This window comes from Lysinibacillus sp. FW12, assembly GCF_050817245.1.
Taxonomy (GTDB): Bacteria; Bacillota; Bacilli; order Bacillales_A; family Planococcaceae; genus Lysinibacillus; species Lysinibacillus irui.
This window is the reverse complement of sequence record NZ_CP139094.1, coordinates 1,370,468-1,393,163: the sequence shown is the minus strand read 5'-3', so window position 1 is coordinate 1,393,163 and position 22,696 is coordinate 1,370,468. Positions and strand designations below refer to the sequence as shown.

At 38.5% G+C, this 22,696-nt stretch carries 22 protein-coding genes, 1 riboswitch and 1 other annotated feature; of the genes, 1 reads left to right on the top strand and 21 read right to left on the bottom strand.

What is annotated here, in order from left to right; translation table 11 throughout:
• Window positions 1-33 precede the first annotated feature (33 nt).
• From SJW71_RS07075 to SJW71_RS07030, 10 genes are all read right to left on the bottom strand, one after another.
• Window positions 34-537, bottom strand: a complete 504-nt coding sequence (locus SJW71_RS07075) for a metallophosphoesterase (protein ID WP_274794009.1) — start codon at window positions 535-537, stop codon at window positions 34-36.
• 12 nt (window positions 538-549) lie between these two features.
• Window positions 550-1,143, bottom strand: coding sequence for an XTP/dITP diphosphatase (locus SJW71_RS07070; RefSeq protein WP_274794010.1), 594 nt, complete (start codon window positions 1,141-1,143; stop codon window positions 550-552).
• Window position 1,144: 1 nt separating this feature from the next.
• Entirely contained in the window at window positions 1,145-1,894 is a 750-nt protein-coding gene (gene rph / locus SJW71_RS07065) for a ribonuclease PH (protein ID WP_274794011.1), read from the bottom strand.
• A gap of 132 nt (window positions 1,895-2,026) precedes the next feature.
• Window positions 2,027-2,824 carry a glutamate racemase gene (gene racE / locus SJW71_RS07060; protein WP_274794012.1) on the bottom strand — a complete coding sequence of 266 codons (798 nt, stop codon included), beginning with the start codon at window positions 2,822-2,824 and terminating at the stop codon, window positions 2,027-2,029.
• 10 nt (window positions 2,825-2,834) lie between these two features.
• Entirely contained in the window at window positions 2,835-3,287 is a 453-nt protein-coding gene (locus tag SJW71_RS07055) for a MarR family winged helix-turn-helix transcriptional regulator (protein WP_016991542.1), read from the bottom strand.
• Between the two features lie 74 nt (window positions 3,288-3,361).
• Window positions 3,362-3,583, bottom strand: a complete 222-nt coding sequence (locus tag SJW71_RS07050) for a helix-turn-helix domain-containing protein (protein WP_004226437.1) — start codon at window positions 3,581-3,583, stop codon at window positions 3,362-3,364.
• 253 nt (window positions 3,584-3,836) lie between these two features.
• A complete protein-coding gene (locus SJW71_RS07045) occupies window positions 3,837-4,301 on the bottom strand; it encodes an acyl-CoA thioesterase (protein ID WP_431811891.1) in 465 nt (154 codons plus the stop codon).
• Between the two features lie 260 nt (window positions 4,302-4,561).
• Window positions 4,562-5,341, bottom strand: coding sequence for a succinate dehydrogenase iron-sulfur subunit (sdhB, locus tag SJW71_RS07040; protein WP_016991544.1), 780 nt, complete (start codon window positions 5,339-5,341; stop codon window positions 4,562-4,564).
• Between the two features lie 5 nt (window positions 5,342-5,346).
• On the bottom strand, window positions 5,347-7,101 hold the full coding sequence (gene sdhA / locus SJW71_RS07035; RefSeq protein ID WP_274794014.1) for a succinate dehydrogenase flavoprotein subunit: 1,755 nt from the start codon (window positions 7,099-7,101) through the stop codon (window positions 5,347-5,349).
• A gap of 65 nt (window positions 7,102-7,166) precedes the next feature.
• The gene (locus SJW71_RS07030; protein ID WP_274794015.1) at window positions 7,167-7,775 is read right to left on the bottom strand and encodes a succinate dehydrogenase cytochrome b558 subunit; all 609 of its coding nucleotides are present in this window, start codon (window positions 7,773-7,775) and stop codon (window positions 7,167-7,169) included.
• A 272-nt stretch (window positions 7,776-8,047) separates the two neighbouring features.
• On the opposite strand from SJW71_RS07030, the gene SJW71_RS07025 reads away from it, so the two are divergent.
• On the top strand, window positions 8,048-8,482 hold the full coding sequence (locus tag SJW71_RS07025) for a YslB family protein (RefSeq protein ID WP_274794016.1): 435 nt from the start codon (window positions 8,048-8,050) through the stop codon (window positions 8,480-8,482).
• A 90-nt stretch (window positions 8,483-8,572) separates the two neighbouring features.
• On the opposite strand, the gene SJW71_RS07020 is transcribed toward SJW71_RS07025, so the two are convergent.
• The 11 genes from SJW71_RS07020 to SJW71_RS06970 all read right to left on the bottom strand — a co-directional run bounded on the left by SJW71_RS07020 (window position 8,573) and on the right by SJW71_RS06970 (window position 22,684).
• Window positions 8,573-9,799, bottom strand: a complete 1,227-nt coding sequence (locus SJW71_RS07020; protein ID WP_431811890.1) for an aspartate kinase — start codon at window positions 9,797-9,799, stop codon at window positions 8,573-8,575.
• A 134-nt stretch (window positions 9,800-9,933) separates the two neighbouring features.
• Window positions 9,934-10,112: riboswitch (Lysine riboswitch) on the bottom strand.
• A gap of 105 nt (window positions 10,113-10,217) precedes the next feature.
• The gene (gene uvrC / locus SJW71_RS07015; RefSeq protein ID WP_312507433.1) at window positions 10,218-12,008 is read right to left on the bottom strand and encodes an excinuclease ABC subunit UvrC; all 1,791 of its coding nucleotides are present in this window, start codon (window positions 12,006-12,008) and stop codon (window positions 10,218-10,220) included.
• Between the two features lie 99 nt (window positions 12,009-12,107).
• Window positions 12,108-12,419 carry a thioredoxin gene (trxA, locus tag SJW71_RS07010; RefSeq protein ID WP_274794019.1) on the bottom strand — a complete coding sequence of 104 codons (312 nt, stop codon included), beginning with the start codon at window positions 12,417-12,419 and terminating at the stop codon, window positions 12,108-12,110.
• A gap of 118 nt (window positions 12,420-12,537) precedes the next feature.
• Complete coding sequence (locus SJW71_RS07005) at window positions 12,538-13,857, bottom strand: amino acid permease (RefSeq protein WP_431812195.1); 1,320 nt, start codon at window positions 13,855-13,857, stop codon at window positions 12,538-12,540.
• Between the two features lie 83 nt (window positions 13,858-13,940).
• Window positions 13,941-14,175, bottom strand: a binding site (T-box leader).
• Between the two features lie 137 nt (window positions 14,176-14,312).
• On the bottom strand, window positions 14,313-15,290 hold the full coding sequence (locus SJW71_RS07000) for an electron transfer flavoprotein subunit alpha/FixB family protein (protein ID WP_274794021.1): 978 nt from the start codon (window positions 15,288-15,290) through the stop codon (window positions 14,313-14,315).
• A 50-nt stretch (window positions 15,291-15,340) separates the two neighbouring features.
• Window positions 15,341-16,114 (bottom strand): electron transfer flavoprotein subunit beta/FixA family protein, encoded by a 774-nt coding sequence (locus tag SJW71_RS06995; protein ID WP_274794022.1) that lies wholly within the window; start codon window positions 16,112-16,114, stop codon window positions 15,341-15,343.
• A gap of 111 nt (window positions 16,115-16,225) precedes the next feature.
• Window positions 16,226-16,999: an enoyl-CoA hydratase gene (locus SJW71_RS06990; RefSeq protein ID WP_274794023.1), complete on the bottom strand. Its 774-nt coding sequence runs from the start codon at window positions 16,997-16,999 to the stop codon at window positions 16,226-16,228.
• 14 nt (window positions 17,000-17,013) lie between these two features.
• On the bottom strand, window positions 17,014-17,595 hold the full coding sequence (locus tag SJW71_RS06985; RefSeq protein WP_274794024.1) for a TetR/AcrR family transcriptional regulator: 582 nt from the start codon (window positions 17,593-17,595) through the stop codon (window positions 17,014-17,016).
• Window positions 17,596-17,742: 147 nt separating this feature from the next.
• The gene (locus SJW71_RS06980; RefSeq protein ID WP_274794025.1) at window positions 17,743-19,437 is read right to left on the bottom strand and encodes an AMP-binding protein; all 1,695 of its coding nucleotides are present in this window, start codon (window positions 19,435-19,437) and stop codon (window positions 17,743-17,745) included.
• Between the two features lie 444 nt (window positions 19,438-19,881).
• Window positions 19,882-20,295, bottom strand: coding sequence for a DUF350 domain-containing protein (locus SJW71_RS06975; protein WP_008179180.1), 414 nt, complete (start codon window positions 20,293-20,295; stop codon window positions 19,882-19,884).
• Between the two features lie 22 nt (window positions 20,296-20,317).
• Window positions 20,318-22,684 carry an endonuclease MutS2 gene (locus SJW71_RS06970; protein ID WP_312507432.1) on the bottom strand — a complete coding sequence of 789 codons (2,367 nt, stop codon included), beginning with the start codon at window positions 22,682-22,684 and terminating at the stop codon, window positions 20,318-20,320.
• Between the last annotated feature and the right edge of the window lie 12 nt (window positions 22,685-22,696).

The following is a 22,696-nucleotide window of genomic DNA, read 5'->3' as shown; positions in this document are numbered from 1 at the left end:
ATAACTTCGGAAGTCTTGCGGATTCATTTCCTCTTATTTTCTTTGAAATGTATGACTAGCTATACATTGGTGATCGTCAGTCCAGAATGCCACTTTAAAAGTAGAAGCCTCTATTTCCACAATAGCAAAGCTTTTCTCTTTGCGACCACGTGGTTTTAATAAGCTTCCAGGATTTAAAAATAAAATATCATCTATCATTTCAGCACCGAGGATATGGGAATGACCAAAGCACACAATTTGTGCATCTAGCTCTTTAGCCCGATAGGATAATGAAAGAATGGAATTTTTCACATTGAACAAATGACCATGGGTGATAAAAATCCTTACGTCATTATTCATGAAAATTTCTTCTTCTGGATAAGCCTTCTCATGATCACAGTTCCCACGTACTTTTATCATTCCCGCTAATGACTCATGCGCGAAAGGAAGTTCACTATCTCCACAATGAATCACAGTGTCTATTTCTGGATAAAAACCCTTTACTCTTTCAATGACTTGGCTGTCACCATGTGTATCACTCATAACAAGTATTTTCATGGATATCACCTCTTATTTTATAAGATTCGGTAATTGCTCCTTTAACTTGCGAATGGCATTGCCACGATGAGAAATTGCTCCTTTTTCTTCTGGAGAAAGTTCTGCCATCATACGGTTTAAGCTTGGTACGAAAAAGATAGGATCATAACCAAACCCGTTCGTTCCACGTTTTTCATGTGCAATGACACCTTCACATGTACCAAAGACCGTTGTTGTTGCAAATTCGGGACCTGCTATAGCAATGCAGCAGCAAAAACGTGCTGTACGTTTATCATCTTCGACCCCTTGTAAATTTTCTAATAGTTTAATCATGTTTGCTTCATCATCATGATCGCCAGCATAGCGAGCAGAATACACGCCTGGTTCACCATTTAAAGCATCTACTGCTAAACCACTATCATCAGCAATCACAATCGTACCAAGCTCTTTTGCTAAGGCTTCTGCTTTTAAGATTGCATTTTCTTCAAACGTTGTCCCTGTTTCTTCTATTTCCATTTCTGGTGCCACTTCAAACATTGTTACTACTTCATAACCAAGTGGTCCAAATAATGCTTCGAAATCCTTTGCTTTTCCTTTATTTTTCGTTGCGATTACTACTTGTTTCATATTATTGATTCCCTCCAACCTTGTTTGCTAGTTCACCAAGTGTTGTTTTTTGGAGCTCTACTAATTGCTGAATGCCCTTTTCACCTAACGCTAACAATTCATTCAGTTCTTCACGGGAAAAGGTTGCTTCTTCGCCAGTTCCCTGTAATTCAACAAATCGCCCTGCACCTGTCATCACAATGTTCATATCAACAGCAGCAGCTACATCTTCAACATAATTTAAATCTAAAATGGCACCCTGCTCTTCTACGATACCTACACTAGTTGCTGCTAAAAAGTCTGTTACTGGGAATTTCTCGAATGGCTTTTCTTCAGCAAATTTAGCAATAGCTTGTGTCATGGCAACAAATGCACCTGTAATGGATGCTGTACGAGTGCCTCCATCTGCTTGAATGACATCACAGTCAATCCATACTGTACGTTCTCCCAATGCTTCTAAATCCACTACAGCACGCAATGAACGCCCAATTAAGCGCTGAATTTCCATCGTACGTCCATTGACTTTCCCACGAGAAGATTCACGAGGTGTACGTTGAGCTGTTGCACGAGGGAGCATTGAATACTCAGCAGTAATCCATCCTTTTCCTTGCCCACGTAAAAAGCCAGGTACTTTGTCTTCAATTGTAGCTGTGCAAATTACTTTTGTGTTTCCCACTTGAATCAATACGGAGCCTTCTGGATGTAAAAGATACTCACTATCCATTTTTATCGGTCGTAGCCCGTCTGCATTTCTTCCATCGAATCTTGTCATATATTTCGTTCCTCCTAAAAGCTTTCGCGCACTCATCTTATCATAATTTGTTTCATCAAAAAAGTACTCGTCGGCTTATGTATGATGCTGAAAACGGCAAAAATCAGCCTAGCCAGTTGCTAAGCTGATTTTTTATTTTAATGTCATACGTTTTATGTCAAGAGTACCTTGCCCTAGCCAATTCTCAGCAATCGAACGGAAAATTGGAACAGAACCGGTTGCAAAAAATTTATGAGCAGGCACCGTATTTGCGTTTGCTAAAGTGCCGTTATACGCTAACATTTCTTGAACATCCTTTGCTGTTTCTTCCGCAGAAGAGAGTACATTAACATCTTCTCCGACAACAGCTTCAATTTGTTTTTGTAGGATAGGATAATGTGTACATCCTAAAATAACCGTATCGAATTGTTGATTTTTCAACGGCTTTAAGCCTTCCGCTATCAGTTGATTAGCAAAGTCACCTTTGTATTCGCCACTTTCTACAAGTGGTACGAATGTTGGACAAGCTAGTGGAATAATATGAGTTGACGTATTAAGTGACAATAAGGCTTCTTCATACGCCCCACTTTTTATTGTTCCTTCTGTTGCAAGCACAACGACTTCATGTCGCTTCGTTTTCTTTACAGCTGCACGTGCGCCAGCATTTATAACACCTAGTACCGGAAAAGGCATATTTCTTTGTAAACTTTCGAGTGCTACTGCAGTCGCTGTATTACAAGCAATAACAAGCATCTTAATATTCATTTTTTCAAGTGCTTTTGCCATTTGCCATGTAAAATTCCGTACTTCCTGACGACTTCTTGGACCATACGGACATCTTGCTGTATCGCCAATATAATAGATCGTTTCATTTGGCAATCGCTTCATAATTTCTTTTGCTACGGTTAAACCGCCTACTCCTGAGTCAATAACGCCTATCGGGGCATTCATACTTTCCGCCTCAATCCTGTTTCATGTGTACATGTAGTTTTTCTAAATAGCTTGATAATTGCGCGACTTCTTGTTCATTAAAACCAACAAGCATCTCTTGCAAATATTGCTGTCTTTTTTCAATAACTTCTTGAATAATACGTTCGCCTTTTTCGAGAAGATGAACGACAACGACACGGCGATCATTTTCATCACGCACACGCTTGACTAATTCATTTTTCTCCATACGGTCCACTAAATCGGTTGTCGTACTAAAAGCTAAATATAAACGGTTTGATAATTCGCCAATTGTAATATCACCAAGCTCTTCTAACCACTGTAATGCAACAAATTGTGGCGGCGTGATCGCATAATCGGAAACAATCTCTCTTCCCTTTTGCTTCACGATGGCCGCTATATAGCGTAATTCCTTTTCAACCGTTGCAACGGTTTCAGGTGAGTGCTTTGTTACTTCATCCGACATATAACTATTTCACTCCTAAAAATACGTTGAATAGTTCTATTTTGTCGTTTTTTTCACGAAATAGCAAGTGTCCATTAGTCTAATTTAAATTCTTCCAAGCGTAACAGCTCAATTAACGCCTGAGATCGATTCGTTACACCTAGCTTTTGAATTGTATTGGAAATGTGATTCCGCACTGTTTTTTCACTAATACCAAGCTGCTCTGCAATATCTCTCGTTGTTTTTTCAGCTAATAAAAGCGCAAATATTTCACGTTCTCGGTTTGTTAAAAGAGAACGATGATGAGAGCCATTCATTCAGTTACACCCTCCTCCCCCGCACGTATTGTAACTTATGTTAAGGGGCTTGAAGCGGTGACGGCTATTTGCATGATTATTACATGTTTTCTTTAAAAATTTCGGAAATTGCTTCGACACATACGTTCGTTTTCTGTTTATTGGGTCCATATCTCACCACAATTAAGCGTCGAGATGATTGCCAATGTAGTTTGGTTAGCGGTTTACTCGCAAACAGCTATCACGAAATTGAACAAGATGACTACACTCCTTTTTACTGAGAAATAATTGCTACACTAATTAAATGAGCTCTCTCCTCCTCTGAAATCGGCACACTCTTGCCTGTTCGAGGATCCATTTGCACAATTGTTCCGCGACCTGTAAAGCATATTTCATTCTTCTGATTTTTTGCTAGATAATGAATGTCCATTGAAGAATTCCCGACATTCGCTATCTTTGTGTAAATTCGTAGAACATCATCAAAGAAAACTTGTTTTACATAATCACATTGTAAATCAGCTACTATCGGTATAGCTTTTACACCTTCATCCACTGCTGAAGGCATTAAAATACCTAAATGACGAAAATAATCAATTCTTGCTTGCTCAAAATATGTAAAGCTAACGGTATTGTTCATATGCCCGTACATATCCGTTTCCGAAAAACGTACACGTACCTCACTATAAAAGGAAAAATCCTTTTGCCACTCTTGTAAATTTTCAATATATTTTGCCTTCATGTTACACATCCCCTTTTCATTGTTTGCCACTCCTATTTTAAGTCGAGTAATGCATTTGCACTTTTATTAATCATGGCAAATAGTAAATGAATCAATATTCATTATAAAAGAAATTGCTTTATTAGCATAGAAAAATTCACTATTTACCTATTTTTATTGCAAATATTGCTACCCATTACATCATTAGATTGGTTTCTATAAATATAAAAAACTCCCTCACACAAAAGTGTAAGGGAGTTTGAAAGCCCGCTTATCCGATATTAGTCTACGTAGTGATCAGAACCGAAGAAGTTACGGAACATTTGCACTGTAGTTGCACGGTTAAGTGAAGCGATAGATGTTGTTAAAGGAATACCTTTTGGACATGCAGCAACACAGTTTTGAGAGTTACCACAGTTTGCAAGGCCGCCATCACCCATAATAGCATTTAAACGTTCATCTTTAATCATTGCACCTGTTGGGTGAGTATTGAAAAGACGTACTTGTGATAATGGAGCTGGTCCGATGAATGAAGCTTTTTCAGACACGTTTGGACATGCTTCCATACATACACCACAAGTCATACATTTAGATAATTCATAAGCCCATTGACGTTTACCTTCTGGCATACGTGGACCTTCACCTAAATCATAAGTACCATCGATTGGTACCCATGCTTTAACTTTTTTAAGTGCATTGAACATACGTTCACGGTCAACTTGTAAGTCACGAATAACAGGGAATGTTTTCATTGGCTCAAGTTTAATTGGCTCTGTCAATTGGTCAACAAGCGTTGAACATGATTGACGTGGACGTCCATTAATTACCATTGAACATGCACCACAAACTTCTTCTAAACAGTTCATATCCCAAGTTACTGGCGTTGTGCTTTCACCATTTTCAGTAACAGGGTTTTTTTGAATTTCCATTAAAATTGAAATTACGTTCATACCATGACGGTAAGGTACTTGGAATTTTTGCCAGTAGCTATTGCCGCCTTGTGTATCTTGACGTAAGATTTCCACTTTAACCATTCTTCCAGTATTAGCTGCGATTTGCATAACTTTTAGTCTCCTTTCGCAGAGTAGTCACGTTTACGTGGTGGGATTAAAGAAACGTCGACTTCTTGGTACGTGATAATTGGGTTACCAGTAGTTGGGTCAAACTTCGCCATTGTTGTCTTTAAGAAGTTCTCATCATCACGGTTAGGGAAATCAGGTTTATAGTGTGCTCCACGTGATTCATTACGTAATAATGCACCTTTTGTCATTACTTTCGCAAGAACTATCATATTCTTAAGTTGACGTGTGAAGTGTGCACCTTGGTTACTCCATTTTTGCGTATCGTTAATGTTGATATTATTCCAACGCTCAGTTAGCTCATCAAGTTTTTTCAGTGTTTCTTCAAGCTGATCATTGTAACGTACTACAGTCATTGTAGCAGTCATCATTTCACCAAGCTCTTTGTGAAGTAAGTAAGCGTTTTCTGTGCCATCCATTTTCATGATAGCTTCCCATTTAGCTTGTTCTTCTTTTACGCGAGCATCATAAAGGTCTTGTGGAAGATCTTCAGCATGCTTTTTAAGATGTTTTACATAATCTACTGCGTTTGGTCCTGCAACCATACCACCGTAGATAGCAGATAGTAATGAGTTTGCGCCAAGACGGTTTGCACCGTGTTGTGAGTAATCACATTCACCTGCTGCAAATAGACCAGGAATTTCAGTCATTTGGTTATAGTCAACCCATAATCCACCCATTGAATAGTGAACAGCTGGGAAGATTTTCATTGGTAATTTACGTGGGTCATCCCCTACGAATTTTTCGTAGATTTCGATGATACCACCAAGTTTAACGTCCAATTCATGTGGATCTTTATGAGAAAGATCTAGATATACCATGTTTTCGCCGTTGATACCAAGTTTTTGGTTTACACAAACGTCGAAAATTTCACGTGTTGCAATATCACGTGGTACTAAGTTACCATAAGCTGGGTATTTTTCTTCTAAGAAGTACCAAGGTTTACCGTCTTTATAAGTCCAAATACGACCACCTTCACCACGAGCAGATTCTGACATTAGACGGTTTTTGTCATCTCCAGGAATCGCTGTTGGGTGAATTTGAATGAACTCACCATTCGCATAAGAAGCACCTTGTTGGTATACGATAGAAGCAGCAGAACCTGTATTAATAACAGAGTTTGTTGTTTTACCGAAGATAATACCAGGGCCACCAGTCGCCATAATAACAGCGTCTGCACGGAATGATTTAATTTCTTCTGTGCGCATATCTTGCGCTACGATACCACGGCAAACGCCGTCTTCGTCGATAATAACACCAAGGAATTCCCAGTGCTCATATTTATTTACTAAACCAGCTACTTCGTGTGAACGAACTTGCTCGTCAAGTGCGTATAGTAATTGTTGTCCAGTTGTAGCACCAGAGAAAGCTGTACGGTGGTGTAGTGTACCACCAAAACGACGGAAGTCTAAAAGTCCTTCTGGTGTACGGTTGAACATAACACCCATACGGTCCATTAAGTGAATAATGCCAGGTGCTGCATCACACATACCTTTAACTGGTGGTTGGTTCGCTAAGAAGTCCCCACCATATACTGTATCATCAAAGTGGATCCATGGAGAATCCCCTTCACCTTTTGTATTTACCGCACCATTAATTCCGCCTTGCGCACAAACAGAGTGTGAGCGTTTTACAGGAACTAATGAGAATAAATCAACTTCAGTACCAACTTCAGCTGCTTTAATCGTTGCCATCAGACCGGCAAGACCACCGCCGACAACAATTATTTTGCTTTTCGCCATGATTATTTCTCACTCCTCTTAAAAAATTGCAATGATTGCATGTGTCTATCCTAGCTTCTATGGAATTAAACGAAAGCTAAAATAGCAGCCACACCAACTACACTTAGAATTACGAAAATAATGTTTGTTACGTAAGTAGCAATCTTTTGAGACTGAGGAGATTGTGTAATACCCCAGCTTACTAGGAATGCCCATAAACCGTTAGATAAGTGGAAAGTTGCTGATAAAATACCAACAATGTAGAATCCAAGCATGAATGGATTATTCACGATATTTGCCATCATGTCGTAATCAACGTGTGTGCCAAGTGCTTTTTGAATACGAGTTTGGAAAATATGCCATGCAATGAAAATCACTAGGAATACACCAGTGAAACGTTGTAAAGAGAACATCCAGTTACGGTACGTGCTGAAACGTCCTGTGTTTGGTGTAGCAGTGAATGCAATGTAAACACCATAGAATGCGTGGAACATTAATGGAATATAGATGACAATCCATTCAACTAGGATAAGGAATGGAATCTTTTCCATTACTGCGGTAGCATCGTTGTAACTTTCTGCCCCGCCTGTTGCTGTAAAGTTAATGAACAGGTGCATCGTTAAAAACAGACCTACTGGAATGATCCCAAGTAGAGAATGTAAGCGACGCCATAAAAACTCTCGATCTTTCGACAAGACTGTTACCCCCCTTAGTACTTAAAATAGCACAACAAAAGAAGTCATCATTTTGTAAATGATACTTCATTGACTGTGTATTTCATCATGGTACAATATTATGACATGTTTATTGTACTCTCAAGAGCTACGAGCGTCAAGGCAACTCGGAGTTTTTCATAGAGCTTATTAAAGAACTAATATAGTACATGATGCGTCGTTTTTTCTCGAAAAATCTATCATTACTTTATTACCGCCAAATTTTAAGAATATTCTAAGAAAGAAGGATAACAATGTTAAACACTCCATCTCCTACAATCTCATCATTTGGTTATGAGATCATTCGCGATCATATTCTATCTTCTATACTTGGTAAACATGAAGATGATGTCCTTTATTGGGCAGGTAAAGAGCTTGCACGTAAGTTTCCATGTAAAAGTCAAGACGAACTTATCGCATTTTTCGCAGATGCCTGTTGGGGTACATTAGCGTTATTAAAAGAATCAAAGGATGGTCGCATTTTCGAATTGACTAATGACCCAGAAATATTACAAATCAAACAACGTAGCTTTAGACTTGAGGCGGGATTTATAGCTGAACAAATTCAATTAGCTAAAGGCTATCTTACAGAATGCTATGAAGAAAAACGAGAAAAGCAACACCATGTCATGTTTACAGTCAAATGGGATGTTAAGGAACGTATTATGAATACCATCCCTACAGAGTAATGAAAAGGATTGCCTCCCTTATATGGGATGACAATCCTTTTTTCTTCCTATCATTTCGAACAATTACATAAAATGCTGTTTCTTCTATTATTATATATAAAGTGCTTGCTCTAAATTAAATTCATCATGTAATGCATTTGCTGCACGGATCATACCATCCTGTGGTACGACAACTGATACTTTTATTTCAGATGTGCTAACCATTTTTACGGGAATGTTTTCATGGCGTAATCGATCAAACATACGGGCAGCAACACCAGGATTAGACGCCATACCTGAACCAATAATGGAAACTTTCGCTAACCCTATTTCGAAGTCAGCAAAGCTAAAGCCAAGTGATACTTTGCTATCTTCTAGAACCCGCAATGCTTCCGCAAATTCCTCTTTTAAAATGGAAAAAGATACAGTCGGCTTTAATCCATCAATAATCGCTTGAACAATAATATCTACATTGATCCGATTTTCTGCTAGGATGGTAAACATATCGGCTAATGAACCTTCGCTATAGGCATCATACCCAACTGTTAACCGAATAATATCTGCTTCAAAAGCTACACCGCGAACTACTAAATTTTTCTCCATTTCCACTTCCTCCTTCAATAAAGTACCTACCGACTCTACTGAACTAGAGCGGATGATAACTGGTAATTGAAACTTCTTCGCTAACTCTACTGCCCGTGGATGTATAACATGTGAACCTAAATTGGATAGTTCCAACATTTCATCGTAAGAAATTTCCTGTAGCTTTTGGGCATTTGTAACATAGCGTGGATCGGCTGTATAAACACCATCCACATTGCTATATATATCAACTCTCTCTGCCTCTAAACCTATGGCAAGAGCTACAGCTGTTGTTTCCGCTCCACCCTTTCCAAGAGTTGTTATATTATAATCGTCGTCAACACCCTGTTCTCCAGCAATGACTACAATTTGGCCTTGTTCAAAATGTTCTTCAATACGATGGACATCTATATTGTCTATACGTGCATGTCGATACATACGATCCGTATGAATACCTGCCTGCCATCCAGTTAATGACACTGCCTTATAGCCTGCTTCTTGTAATGCAATAGCAAATAAAGAGCTAGATAATTGAGTACATGTGGACATCACTGCAGCTAATTCTCGCTTTGACACATCGTCAGTGAAACGCTTCACCATCATCTTTACGTCTTTTGCAGTTTGTCCCATTGCCGCTACTACCACTACTACATCAAACCCTTTATCCTTCTCAGCAATAGCTTTTCGAGCCATTTCTTGGATGTGGCCCGTTGATGCTAATGTAGCTCCTCCAAACTTCATCACAATTCTAGCCATTTTTTTGTTCCCCTTTCCAGTCTGCGTATTTCACTTAACTTCGAAGTGTAAAAACAGTCTCTAGAAAACTAAAAAAGCAACTTCCACATAACGTGAAAGCTGCTTATAACATGTACAATAATCGTAACTTGCGCATGTGTGATAGCTCTCCGAAACGTTTAGAATCGACAGTCTTACATTTCTTAAATGCAAAACCAGTACAACAAAGGAAACAACAATGCTGTACTTCGGCAAGCTCCCCTTTCACACAATGTCTCTGGACTTGTTCATCCTCCATTGTGCTATTCTTGAATCTTGCACCTCTATCATCACCTTAAAAGTGAAGTATTAAATTTATTAGCCCTGGCGTCCACTAACTAGCCGTCCAAAGGGCTGTTTAACATTGAACAACAATGTTATTTACAACCTTAGCACATGTCTATTCCTTTGACAACGATTCTTGCTGAAAATAGGAGTAAATTTGGCTTGCTAACTTAGCAGGCATCCCAGCCTCCTGTAAAGCTAGTTCGCTCGCCTCTCGAATTTTTTTGACTGACCCAAAATGTTTAAGCAACTGTTGCTTACGTTTAGGTCCTATCCCTTCGATTTGATCAAGGACAGATTGAATAGCATGCTTCTCATGCTGTTGACGCAAGAACGTAATAGCAAAGCGATGGACTTCATCTTGAATTCGTTGTAACAAATAAAAACCATCACTTGTACGCTTTAAGGCGATCACTTCTGGCGGATCACCAAACAATAGCTGCGATGTATTATGCTTGTCATCCTTTGCTAAACCCGCAATTGGTATAACAAGCCCTAGTTCATCTTCTAATACTTCACGAGCTACTTCCATTTGCCCTTTTCCTCCATCAATGAGGACTAAATCTGGTAATGGTAAACCCTCTTTTAAAACCCTCGTATAACGACGACGGATGACCTCCTGCATAGCGCCATAATCATCATGCTTGGCTGCTGAACGCGTTTTGTACTTACGATATTCCTTTCTTGCAGGCTTTCCATCAATGAAAACAACCATAGCAGAGACGGCATCCGTGCCATGCATATGACTATTATCAAAAGCTTCGATTCGTAATGGCGTCGTTATACCCATTGCCTCACCAAGAACCTCACAAGCACCAATTGTACGTTCTTCTTGTCGTTCAATCAGCTGGAATTTAGCTGCCACAGCTATTTCAGCATTTTTGGTTGCTAAATCTACCAATTCCTTTTTCTGTCCTCGTTTTGGTGTGAGTACTTTGATCTCTAATAATTCCGTTAAAATGGCTGCATCAATGGCTTGTGGAATAAAAACTTCTTTTGGCTTTATATGCTCTGGTTTCTCATAGAAACGCCCAACAAATGTTAAAAATTCTTCTTCAGCATCTTGATAGATCGGGAAAATGGAGACATCACGTTCTATTAATTTACCTTGTCGGACAAAAAATACTTGTACACACATCCATCCTTTTTCAACAGCATAGCCAAATACATCACGGTTTGTTGTATCACTTGATACAATTTTTTGTTTTTGCATAACTGTATCAATGTGTGCAATTTGGTCTCGAAACTCCTTCGCACGTTCAAATTCCAAATTTTCAGCAGCTGCAAGCATTTTAGTTTCCAGCTCCTTTTTAACTGCCTCAACACCACCATTTAAAAACTTTGTCATATCCTCAATCATTTCTTGATAAGTTTGACCATCAATTTCCTTTACACAGGGAGCCAAGCATTGACCCATATGATAGTACAAACAAACTTTTGAAGGTAATTGTACACATTTGCGTAGCGGATATAATCGATCTAATAGCTTTTTCGTTTCACTTGCCGCATATGCATTAGGATAGGGACCAAAATATTTAGCCTTATCCTTTTTAACCTTTCGTGTTGTAATAAGACGCGGATGTTTTTCGTTGGTAATTTTTAAATATGGATATGTCTTATCATCCGTTAGCATGACATTGTATTTTGGATCATGTAATTTAATGAGATTCAGCTCTAAAATAAGTGCTTCAATATTGGATGATGTCACGATATACTCAAAATCTTCTATTTCACTTACAAGTCTTTGTGTTTTCCCCTCATGTGTACCTGTAAAGTAAGAACGCACACGATTTTTCAGTACTTTCGCTTTACCGACATAAATAATTGTCCCCTGTCGATCTTTCATCAAATAGCAGCCAGGCTGATCGGGTAAAATATCCAGTTTACGCTTAATTAAATCGTTCATTACCTACCTGCCCCCTAAGTAAAATTTCCTCTCCATATTATATAACGAAAAAAAGCCGAACACATCAATTGATGGCTCGGCTTTTATAAACTTCATTTATTACGCATGTTTTGCGATAAATGCTTCTAAAGCTTCTTTAGGTTGGAAGCCTACAGTTTTGTCAACTAATTCTCCATCTTTAAATAATAGTAAAGATGGGATAGACATAATTTGATACTCAGCTGCAGTACCTTGGTTATTGTCTACGTCAACTTTTACAATTTTAGCTGCACTACCAGCAGCGTCCATTTCTTCAAGAACTGGCCCAATCATTTTACAAGGTCCACACCAAGCAGCCCAAAAGTCTACTAGTACTAACCCTTCTTTAATATCGTTTTGGAACGTAGCATCCGTTGCATGTACAATTGCCATTTGAAATCCTCCTTAAGCTTACTATGATTGTAGTATAGCATGGATAAATTCACTTGAGCGAACAATCTGCCTACAATGTATTTTTTATGAAAAACGATGTCGAAAAACGTAAGATTGACTATTCATTTTCTTGATAACGGCCTTTCAATACATAGGATAATGTAATAAAGAGATAAATGCCTAACGTAATGCCTGTGATGATGATGGAAGTTATGAAAATAATCCCAATTAAAATGGCACTTAACGCAATTATAGCGATCCATGTTGTATAAGGGAACCATTTCACTTCATAGGCACTTGTATTTTCCGCTTGTTTTTTTCGTGATTTCAAATGGGCAATCGCAATAATTAACCAAATGAATAACACCGTATAACCAAGAGATCCCATTAAGAAATCAAAGGTCTTGCTCCCAGCATATAGAGATAAGATTACACCTAAATACATGGCCACTGTACACATTAAAATAGCATATACTGGCACTTTACGTTTAGATAAATAGCCAAAGATTTTAGGTACACGCCCGTCTACAGCTTGGGTATACAGCACACGAGATGAACCATAGAGTCCTGAATTCATGGAGGAAATAATGGCAAGTAAAACGACAGCGTTCATAATATGATCTGCACCAGGAATGCCGATCATTTTAAATACCATTACAAATGGACTTTCAGGTACCCCGTTTACATTATTCCAAGGTATTAAGCTGACAATAATAAAGAAAGGTAGCAGATAGAACGTAACAATACGTACTAGTGTACTGCGAACAGCTTTTGGTACAACTTTTTCTGGATTTTTCGTTTCTGCTAATGTAATCCCAATGATTTCGGTTCCCCCATAAGAATAAATAACCACCAACATGGCAGCAATTAAACCCATTGAACCATTAGGGAAAAACCCTCCGTGCTCCGTTAAATTAGAAAAACCTACAGCTGTATGATGTCCAAACGAAACTAGTAATAAGATAAGTCCCGCAATAATGAACACAATAATAACCGTTATTTTAATTAAGGCTAGCCAGTATTCGGTTTCAGCAAATATTTTTACGGACAATAAATTAATGGCTGTCACTAAAACTGAAACTGACAAGGCAAGTATCCAGATGGGGTATTCTGGCAACCAATATTGAATAAAAATTGCCGCAACGACAGACTCCGCTGCAATATTTAAAACCCACATTTTCCAATAGATCCAATCGAGGAAATAAGCTGGGTATTTTCCTAACACCGATTGAACTAAATCTCTAAACGTTCTGGCTTCTTTATTTCGAACGGCCATTTCTGCGAGGCCTTGCATAACAAATAATAAAATGATGCCCCCTAATAAATACGCAATGAGCACTGACGGCCCTGCCATATCGATAGCAGCACTACTACCTTTGAATAACCCTGCCCCAATTGCCCCACCTAGAGCCATCATTGTGATGTGACGTGAGGTCATTGTTCTTGTTAATTGTTGACTGTTTTTTTCCACTTTCTTACCTCCTAAAAATCAAAAAAGCATATCGTCTCTTCTTTCATAAAAGAAGAGACGATATGCCATTTAGCAAACCGCGGTACCACTCTAATTGGTTCTTTATAGAACCCAGCTTAAAACCTTGTAACGAAGGTTAATCGTCAAACAAATAGAATAATCAGATAATTCTATCTATCTTACCACTCCTAGGCAAGTTCAAAGCCTTATTGGACTGCGTTGCACCATCCCGCAGCTCTCTTCACCGAATAATGAGCTTTTACTACTCCTAATCTTTGCGTTTCAAATCATTAATGTATCAACCACTATAATAGCTATCGTTAATTATGTCAATATTTTATTTTGCAATAATTTTCAAACACTAATTATTTCTTTCGCCCATTATAAAAAGCAGGAAGGATCTTCCCTCCCTGCTTAACACTTTATGCGTTCACTTTTAATGCTTTAAATTCTTCAATTAGAAGCGGAATAACTTCAAACAAATCACCAACGATACCGTAATCCGCTACTTTGAAAATATTTGCTTCTGGATCTTTATTGATGGCAACAATTACTTTAGAATTTGACATTCCTGCTAAATGTTGAATGGCACCAGAAATACCCGCCGCAATATAAAGGTCAGGTGTAACTACCTTCCCTGTTTGACCGATTTGAAGTGAATAGTCACAGTACTCAGCGTCACATGCACCACGTGATGCTCCAACTGCACCGCCTAGTAAATCTGCTAGCTCTTTTAATGGCTCGAAACCTTCTTCAGACTTCACACCACGACCACCTGCAACAACAACTTTCGCTTCTGAAAGATCTACACCTTCTGAAGATTTACGAACTACTTCTTTAATTATTGTGCGTAGGTTTGTAATATCTACAGTGATAGCAGAAACATCGCCTGTTTTTCCTTCGACTTTTTCTAATGGTGTAATATTATTTGGACGAATGGAAGCTAAAACAACGCCCTCTTTAACTTTCACTTTTTCAAAAGCCTTACCAGAGTAAATTGGTCGGATGAATAGAACATCATCACCGGCACCCTCAATAGAAGTGACATCGGATACTAGACCTGCTTGTAATTTACTAGCGATTTTTGGAGATAAATCTTTACCATTTGCTGTATGCCCGAAGACAATGCCAGCTGGTTTTTCTTGCTCAATAACAGCTAATAATGCCTGACTATAACCATCAGATGTATATTGCTTTAAATGTGGGTGTTCCACTGTTACCACACGGTCAGCACCATATTCAAATAATGGACCTGTTAAACCTGCTACAGCATCCCCTAAAAGTACTCCAACAACCTCGCCACCATCTGCGATTTGTTTTGCAGCTGCAATTGCTTCAAAAGAAACATTACGTAAGCTTCCTTCACGAACTTCACTTAACACTAATACTTTTTTTGACATAGAATATTCCCTCCGTTACCCTTTAAGATTCGATTAACATCATCAAATAATTAAACAACTTTTGCTTCTGTGTGAAGTAGATTTACCAGTTCTTTTACTTGTGCAGAAAGGTCACCTTCAAGAACGCGGCCAGCTGCCTTTTGAGCTGGTAAGAAGATGTCTACTGTTTCAATCTTCACTTCTACATCATCTTCATCGATATCTAAATCATCTAACTCAAGTTCTGCAAGCGGTTTCTTTTTCGCTTTCATAATACCTGGTAATGATGGATAACGTGGCTCATTTAAACCTTGCTGAGCTGTTACTAATAATGGTAAAGAAGTTTCAATGACTTCTGAATCTCCTTCGATATCACGAACAATTTTCGCAGATGTTCCGTCAATTTCTAGTTTTGTAATCGTCGTTACATAATTAATATCCAGTAAATCTGCAACGCGTGGACCAACTTGACCAGAACCACCATCAATTGCAACATTTCCAGTTAAAATTAAATCCGCATCTTTATCTTTTAAGTATTCAGCTAAGAGATAAGCAGCAGCATTTTGGTCTAATTCATCTAAATCATCTTCAGTATTAATTAATACGGCTTCGTCAGCTCCCATAGCAAGCGCTGTACGTAATTGCTTCTCTGCATCTTCGCCACCAATAGTGACAACTGTTACTTTGCCACCAGCAGCATCACGCACTTGAATTGCCTCTTCAATGGCATATTCATCATAAGGGTTGATAATGAATTCCGCGCCATCCTCTTGGATTTTGCCACCCGACACAACGATTTTTTCTTCTGTATCAAACGTACGTTTAATTAATGCAAAAATATTCATATATCCATACCTCCTGGAACGTTTTTATAATTCTAAGTAAACTTATAAATATTATATATTTTCAGTTTCGATAACGCCGATAACATCTTTGTGCTATCGACATTTGGAAAATTATTTACCAGTAAACACAGGCTCACGCTTTTCAATGAATGCTTGAATTCCTTCTTTTGCATCCTCTGTCACGAATACTGTTCCAAAGGATTTCGCTTCTGCTTCAATGCCTTCATAGAACGATGCATGCTTTGCAAATTGCAATGTTTGAATAGCTGCCTTTAAAGCTATTGGGCTTTTCTTAGCAATATTCTTAGCAATCTTTAACGTTTCATCTAGTAGCGTTTCGTCTGAGAATGCACGGTTTGCTAAGCCCCATTGAACAGCTTCTGTACCTGAAATTGGCTCGCTTGTAAACATCATCTCCGCGGCCTTTGCTACCCCCACATAGCGTGGCAAGCGTTGAGTACCGCCAAATCCAGGAATAAGACCTAATTGTAATTCAGGTAAACCTAGCTTTGCAGATTCAGTGACGAATCGCATATGACAGCTCATTGCTAACTCAAGTCCGCCACCTAATGCTGCACCATGGATGGCCGCAATCACAGGCTTAGAGAATGATTCAACACGCTCAAATACTTGCTGTCCATTGCTAGCTAACTTCGTAAATTCTTCCCCAGATTCTACCCCAGTAAATTCTTTAATGTCTGCTCCCGCAGAGAAGAAACGGCCTTCACCATGAAGTACAAGGACTCTTACAGCATCATCGTGTTCTAAAGCATCTAGAACAGCGTTAACTTCTGCAATAATACCGCGAGATAAAGCGTTTGCTGGTGGACGTGCAATTGTAATCATTGCTACCCCATCTTCTACTTTCCAACTTAGAAATTCCATTTCTCCACATCCTTTTAAGCTTTAATGCCGTTCAGGATTAATGCCTGAACCTTTGGAACCTGTTCCATTAAATCATATCGATAGTCATTCATAACCCACGACGTAATAGTTTCATCAATTGTTCCAAAAACCATTTGTCGTGCCAAGCGTACATCCATCGTTTGATTGAACTCACCTGAAAGCATACCTTCGATTAAAATCTGATCGAGTAAGTGTAAATACTCACGTAGTACCGAATTAATTTTTAATCGTAAGTCTTTGTTAGATTGGCGTAGCTCTAATTGTGTGACGGTTGCTAGGTATCGATCTGTCGCTAGAACATTAAAATGATTTTCAATCATTCGTGAAAGTTTGTCTTTTGACGTACTTCCATTTTCTATTATATCTTGTAATGACTCTACAAAAACAGCCATTTTTTCATTAAAGACAGAAATTAATATATCTTCTTTATTTTTAAAATATAAATAGATTGTTCCATCGGCCACCCCTGCCTGTTTGGCGATTTTCGATACTTGCGCTTGGTGATACCCATTTTCCGCAATAACGATGACAGCTGCATCAATAATTTGCTTATATTTCGGCTTATCTCGTTTCACTTTTATATCACCACCTAAAAAACATGCGCACGTCTACATGATCCATATGACGTGTGAACCTAAAAAAATACGAAAATATGAATGGTCATTCATTCATATTTTCATATTATATTTTACAGCATTGCTTGTCAATACTTTCACACGTATTTATTTCGCTTCTTTATTCGCTAATTTTGTTTTTTCTTCTTCTACCAAAGTGCGACGCAAAATTTTCCCTACGGCTGTTTTTGGTAGCTCATCTCTAAATTCATAATAACGCGGAACCTTAAATGCCGCTAGATGTTGACGGCAATATTTATTTAATTCGTCCTCTGAAATCGAATATCCTTCTTTTAATACAATATAAGCTTTAACTGTTTCTCCTCGATATGGGTCAGGTATGCCAGCGACTACACATTCTTGAATTTCTTCGCGTTCGTACAACACTTCTTCCACTTCACGCGGGTAAATATTAAAGCCACCTGCTATAATCATATCTTTTTTACGGTCTACTACATAGAAAAAGCCCTGTTCATCCATATATCCAAGATCACCTGTTAAAAACCAGCCATCTACAAATGTTGCTGCAGTATCCTCTGGGCGGTTCCAGTAACCCTTCATCACTTGTGGTCCTTTAACAGCGATTTCACCTACTTCACCAACTGGTAGCACCTCTGTATCGCCTGTACGTAAGATGACAGCGTCTGTATTTGGCCAAGGTAAACCAATTGAACCAATTACTCGCTTCCCCCAAATTGGCGTAGCATGTGTTACAGGTGACGTTTCTGTTAAACCATAGCCCTCTACCAGTTTGCCACCAGTTACAGCTTCAAACTTCTCTTGCACCTCAATAGGCAATGAAGCAGAACCACTTAAGCATGCTTTAATAGACGATAAATCATAATTTGCAATGTCTGGATGATTGAGTAAACCAATGTATAAGGTTGGGGCACCAGGGAACAGCGTTGGTTTTTGTTTATCGATTGTTTTTAATGCTGTTTCTGCATCAAATTTTGGTAGGAGCACCATTTTATTTTGAGTAAATACCGATAACAGCATAACAGTCGTCATCCCATAGACGTGGAAGAATGGTAGAATGCCCATAATGGTTTCTTCCCCATGCACACATTTATACATCCATGCATCACACATTGTCGTATTGGCAATTAAATTTTTATGTGTTAGCATGACTCCTTTTGGAAAACCTGTTGTTCCACCTGTATATTGAAGCAGTGCTAGATCTTCTTCAAAATTAAATGAAATATTCTCAATCACCTTAATTGGTGCAGAGCGCATTATTTCTGAAAACAAGTGATTTTGCCCACTATGCTCAACCTTGACACTAAATCCATACTGCCTTTTTTGAATAAAAGGATAAACTAAATTTTTTGGAAACGGTAAATAATCTTTAATAGCTGTCACAATAACATTTTCGAGAGCCGTCTCCTTCATAATTTTCATCACGCGTGGATATAAAATATCCATGACTAAAATAACCTTTGCCCCAGAATCAGCCATTTGATATTGAAGCTCACGTTCAGTATAAAGTGGATTTGTTTGAACGACAACAGCACCTGCATACATGGCACCATAGTAAGCGATTACACTTTGTGGCGAATTAGGAAGCATAATAGCCACTCGATCACCTTTTTCCACACCAAGTGCTTGTAAATAGTTTGCAAATCTTAAAGCAGACTCATATAGCTCAGTGTACGTCAAATCCTTCCCCATAAAATGAATCGCAATTTTAGATGGATTCTTTTTATAGGCACGTGTCAAAAACTCTTGCACTGGAATTTCCTCAAACGTTAAAGACGATGGTACTTCTTCAGGATAATTTGCTAGCCATGGTTTTGCTGTCATACGTCCTCTCCCCTTTGTCCCAAACTTTGTCAATTCTTATATTTATTATAATGAAAAAGAAATACAGTTTCAAACAGAAAATAGAAAATAAATGCATTTTCGATTAATTATTATGCAATTTACAACATTAATATGACTGATATTTATTGGTGTTTGTACGGATACACCTTATGAATACTCATTCATTCTTCATTATTTCTGCTAAATAGCTACTCGCATATTCCTATATTATAAAAATAATCTTTTTCAATGTTCCGTTAGATGATTGAGAGAAAATTAATAGTTTTTAGTAGAAATTTATGTAGATTCATTCACAAAAAAACGCACCCTCCTAAGAGAATGCGTTGTTCTTTATACAGTCATCATATAGTAGACGCCCACTGCCAAAAATGCGATACAGACAATGATTAGTACCTTCGCTAATTTTTCCATGTCATGACACTCCTATGCAATACTTGCCCCAATAACAAACGATAGACCGACAGAAATGGTAAAGGAAATAAAACCTACTGAGCGATTATCATTGGCAATCTCTTGATCAACATTAAAACGAGGTGTCATAAATTCAAATAAGAAATACGCTACAATCAATAGTGTAAAGCCAAAAAGACCCCAGCCAATCATTTCACTCAATGTGCTATGGCGTGCAATGGAAAAGCGAAAGATATTGCAAATGCCAAGTATTTTACCACCAGTTGCAAGTGCCACAGCGACATTACCCTTTTTAATTTCTTCCCAATTCTTATATTTCGTAACGACTTCGAACAATGCCATCGAGACGACTAAACATAATACTACAACACTAAAATATCCTGCCGTTTCGATAATTGGATATCGCCAAAAGCCAGAATTCAGCATTTTTCTCCGTCCCCTTTTTAGCTTATTTCAATTCTACAACTGTGACGCCTAAGCCCCCCTCGCCGGCTTCACCAAAACGGAAGGATTTCACGCGTTTATGCTTTTTCAAATAGCTTTGAATACCTTGACGTAAAGCTCCTGTACCAACTCCATGAATAATAGAGACTCGACCATAATTAGCAAGCAACGCATCATCAATATACTTTTCCGTTCTCAAAATCGCGTCCTCATAGCGTTCACCACGTAAATCCAATTCTAATTTAACATGGCTATTTCGATTTTTCACACCAGCTGTTCGTAAAACAGGCTCTTTTTCAGGTTTAATATACTCCAAATCACTATCCGAGATTTTCATTTTTAAAATCCCCATTTGGACAACCCATTCGGTATCCGACACTTTTTCTAACAATGTACCTCGTTGTCCATAGCTTAACACCTTTACCTCGTCCCCGACAACTAAGTTTTGTGCACGGGCTTTAACTTGTGCAGCCTTTTTCAGCACTTTATTGTTATCAAGCGGTGTTGCTTCCTCCAAGCGTTTGCGGGCTTCAATCAATTCATGTTCCTTGACAACTTGGTCAGCATTTTTGCGCATTTCTCTCAGCTCAGCAATAATTGATTCTGCCTCTTTTTTCGCTTCATCAACAATTTTACGAGCTTTTTCCTTCGCTTTCTTATCTAGCGCCTCTTTACGCTCCTCATAGGCTTGTAATTTATCTTGAAGCTCTTTACGTAAAGTTTCAGATTCTACCAGCAATGCATGGGAACGCTCTGCATCATCTTCTGATTGGCGACGTGTTTCTTCTAATGAGGCAATCATCGATTCAACCTCATGTCGATCTGTCCCTGTAAAGCTCTTAGCTCGATCTATTATTGATTCTGGAAGACCAAGGCGACTGGATATTTCAAATGCATTAGAACGTCCAGGTACACCAATAAGTAGTCGATAGGTTGGGCTCAATGTTTCAATATCAAACTCTACACTAGCATTGGCAACACCTGGTCGATTATAGCCATATGCTTTTAGCTCTGGATAGTGGGTTGTTGCCATCACACGAGCTCCTCGTCCATGCACTTCATCTAAAATAGAGATAGCTAATGCTGCACCTTCCTGGGGATCAGTACCTGCTCCTAGCTCATCAAAAAGAACAAGTGATTCATGATCAAATTTCTTTAAAATATCTACAATATTGACCATATGAGAAGAGAACGTGGAAAGTGATTGCTCAATCGATTGCTCATCACCTATATCAGCAAACAGTTGCTTAAATACTGCAAGCTCCGACCCATCCAATGCTGGCACTGGTAATCCAGCCTGCGCCATTAATGTGCATAAGCCCACCGTTTTTAACGTCACCGTTTTACCGCCCGTATTAGGACCTGTAATAACAATGGCTGTAATCTCTTTGCCAAATTCGATATCATTTGGTACAGCCACATCGATTGGTAAAAGTGGATGGCGTGCACGCACTAATCGAATATAGCCATCCTGATTCATTTTAGGCATTGTACATTTATTGGCTTGTCCATATTTACCTTTTGCTAAAATGACATCGATATCACCTAAAACTTTCACTAGGTTAAATAAATCTGATGCTACTTCTTGTACCATTGCACTTAATGCTAGTAATATTCGCTCAATCTCTACCTGTTCCTTCATTTTTAAACGATGTATTTCATTATTCGCTTGTACGACAGAGTCAGGCTCAATAAATAATGTTTGACCGGAAGAAGATTGATCATGCACAATACCACCATAATGATGACGATATTCTTGTTTCACCGGAATAACAAAGCGATCATTACGAATGGTAACAAGTGTATCAGAAAGCATTTTCGCTGCATTACTTCCACGGATTAAACTTTCCAGCTTTGAACGGACTTTTCCTTCTTCAGCACGTAAAGATTGACGAATGGAGCGCAATGTTTGACTAGCTGAATCTACAACAGCCCCATTGTCATCAATACAATTGTTGATTTCATGCTGCAATCCTGTTAAGACAGGCATGGCTTCCTTCTTAGCGATGAAATGTGGAATCTCAATCACTTCATCAGCCTCTATATCTTCAATAAAATTACGTAAAATTCGACTTGCTCGAATCGTACTGGATATTTCCATTAGTTCTATTGCTGCAAGCATGCCTCCTATTTGTGCACGTCTTGCAGATGGGCGAACATCAAAAATCCCTCCCATTGGTACATTGCCCTTAACTCGTAAAATAGATAAACCTTCATCCATTTCTTCTAGTAATTGTACTACTTTATCAAAATCAGTTTGCGGCACAAGCTCCTCAATCGCAGATTTACCAATTGAAGAAGTACAGTATGAAGCCACTTGCTGACGTACTTTATCGTATTCTAGTGTTTTCAATGCGCGTTCTGCAATCACTGAGAACACCTC

Bases quoted from the DNA above. Each gene is read 5' to 3' on its own strand.
- sdhB (WP_016991544.1), bottom strand. From the start codon at position 5,341: ATGCAAATCGCAGCTAATACTGGAAGAATGGTTAAAGTGGAAATCTTA.
- sdhA (WP_274794014.1), bottom strand. From the start codon at position 7,101: ATGGCGAAAAGCAAAATAATTGTTGTCGGCGGTGGTCTTGCCGGTCTG.
- SJW71_RS07055 (WP_016991542.1), bottom strand. From the start codon at position 3,287: ATGTCGGATGAAGTAACAAAGCACTCACCTGAAACCGTTGCAACGGTT.
- SJW71_RS06975 (WP_008179180.1), bottom strand. From the start codon at position 20,295: ATGCTGAATTCTGGCTTTTGGCGATATCCAATTATCGAAACGGCAGGA.
- SJW71_RS07005 (WP_431812195.1), bottom strand. From the start codon at position 13,857: ATGACCTCACGTCACATCACAATGATGGCTCTAGGTGGGGCAATTGGG.
- rph (WP_274794011.1), bottom strand. From the start codon at position 1,894: ATGACAAGATTCGATGGAAGAAATGCAGACGGGCTACGACCGATAAAA.
- SJW71_RS06990 (WP_274794023.1), bottom strand. From the start codon at position 16,999: ATGGAATTTCTAAGTTGGAAAGTAGAAGATGGGGTAGCAATGATTACA.
- SJW71_RS07075 (WP_274794009.1), bottom strand. From the start codon at position 537: ATGAAAATACTTGTTATGAGTGATACACATGGTGACAGCCAAGTCATT.
- SJW71_RS07045 (WP_431811891.1), bottom strand. From the start codon at position 4,301: ATGAAGGCAAAATATATTGAAAATTTACAAGAGTGGCAAAAGGATTTT.
- trxA (WP_274794019.1), bottom strand. From the start codon at position 12,419: ATGGCAATTGTACATGCAACGGATGCTACGTTCCAAAACGATATTAAA.
- SJW71_RS07025 (WP_274794016.1), top strand. From the start codon at position 8,048: ATGTTAAACACTCCATCTCCTACAATCTCATCATTTGGTTATGAGATC.
- SJW71_RS06980 (WP_274794025.1), bottom strand. From the start codon at position 19,437: ATGACAGCAAAACCATGGCTAGCAAATTATCCTGAAGAAGTACCATCG.
- SJW71_RS07020 (WP_431811890.1), bottom strand. From the start codon at position 9,799: ATGGCTAGAATTGTGATGAAGTTTGGAGGAGCTACATTAGCATCAACG.
- SJW71_RS06995 (WP_274794022.1), bottom strand. From the start codon at position 16,114: ATGAATATTTTTGCATTAATTAAACGTACGTTTGATACAGAAGAAAAA.
- SJW71_RS07070 (WP_274794010.1), bottom strand. From the start codon at position 1,143: ATGAAACAAGTAGTAATCGCAACGAAAAATAAAGGAAAAGCAAAGGAT.
- SJW71_RS07050 (WP_004226437.1), bottom strand. From the start codon at position 3,583: ATGAATGGCTCTCATCATCGTTCTCTTTTAACAAACCGAGAACGTGAA.
- uvrC (WP_312507433.1), bottom strand. From the start codon at position 12,008: ATGAACGATTTAATTAAGCGTAAACTGGATATTTTACCCGATCAGCCT.
- SJW71_RS07000 (WP_274794021.1), bottom strand. From the start codon at position 15,290: ATGTCAAAAAAAGTATTAGTGTTAAGTGAAGTTCGTGAAGGAAGCTTA.
- racE (WP_274794012.1), bottom strand. From the start codon at position 2,824: ATGAATGCCCCGATAGGCGTTATTGACTCAGGAGTAGGCGGTTTAACC.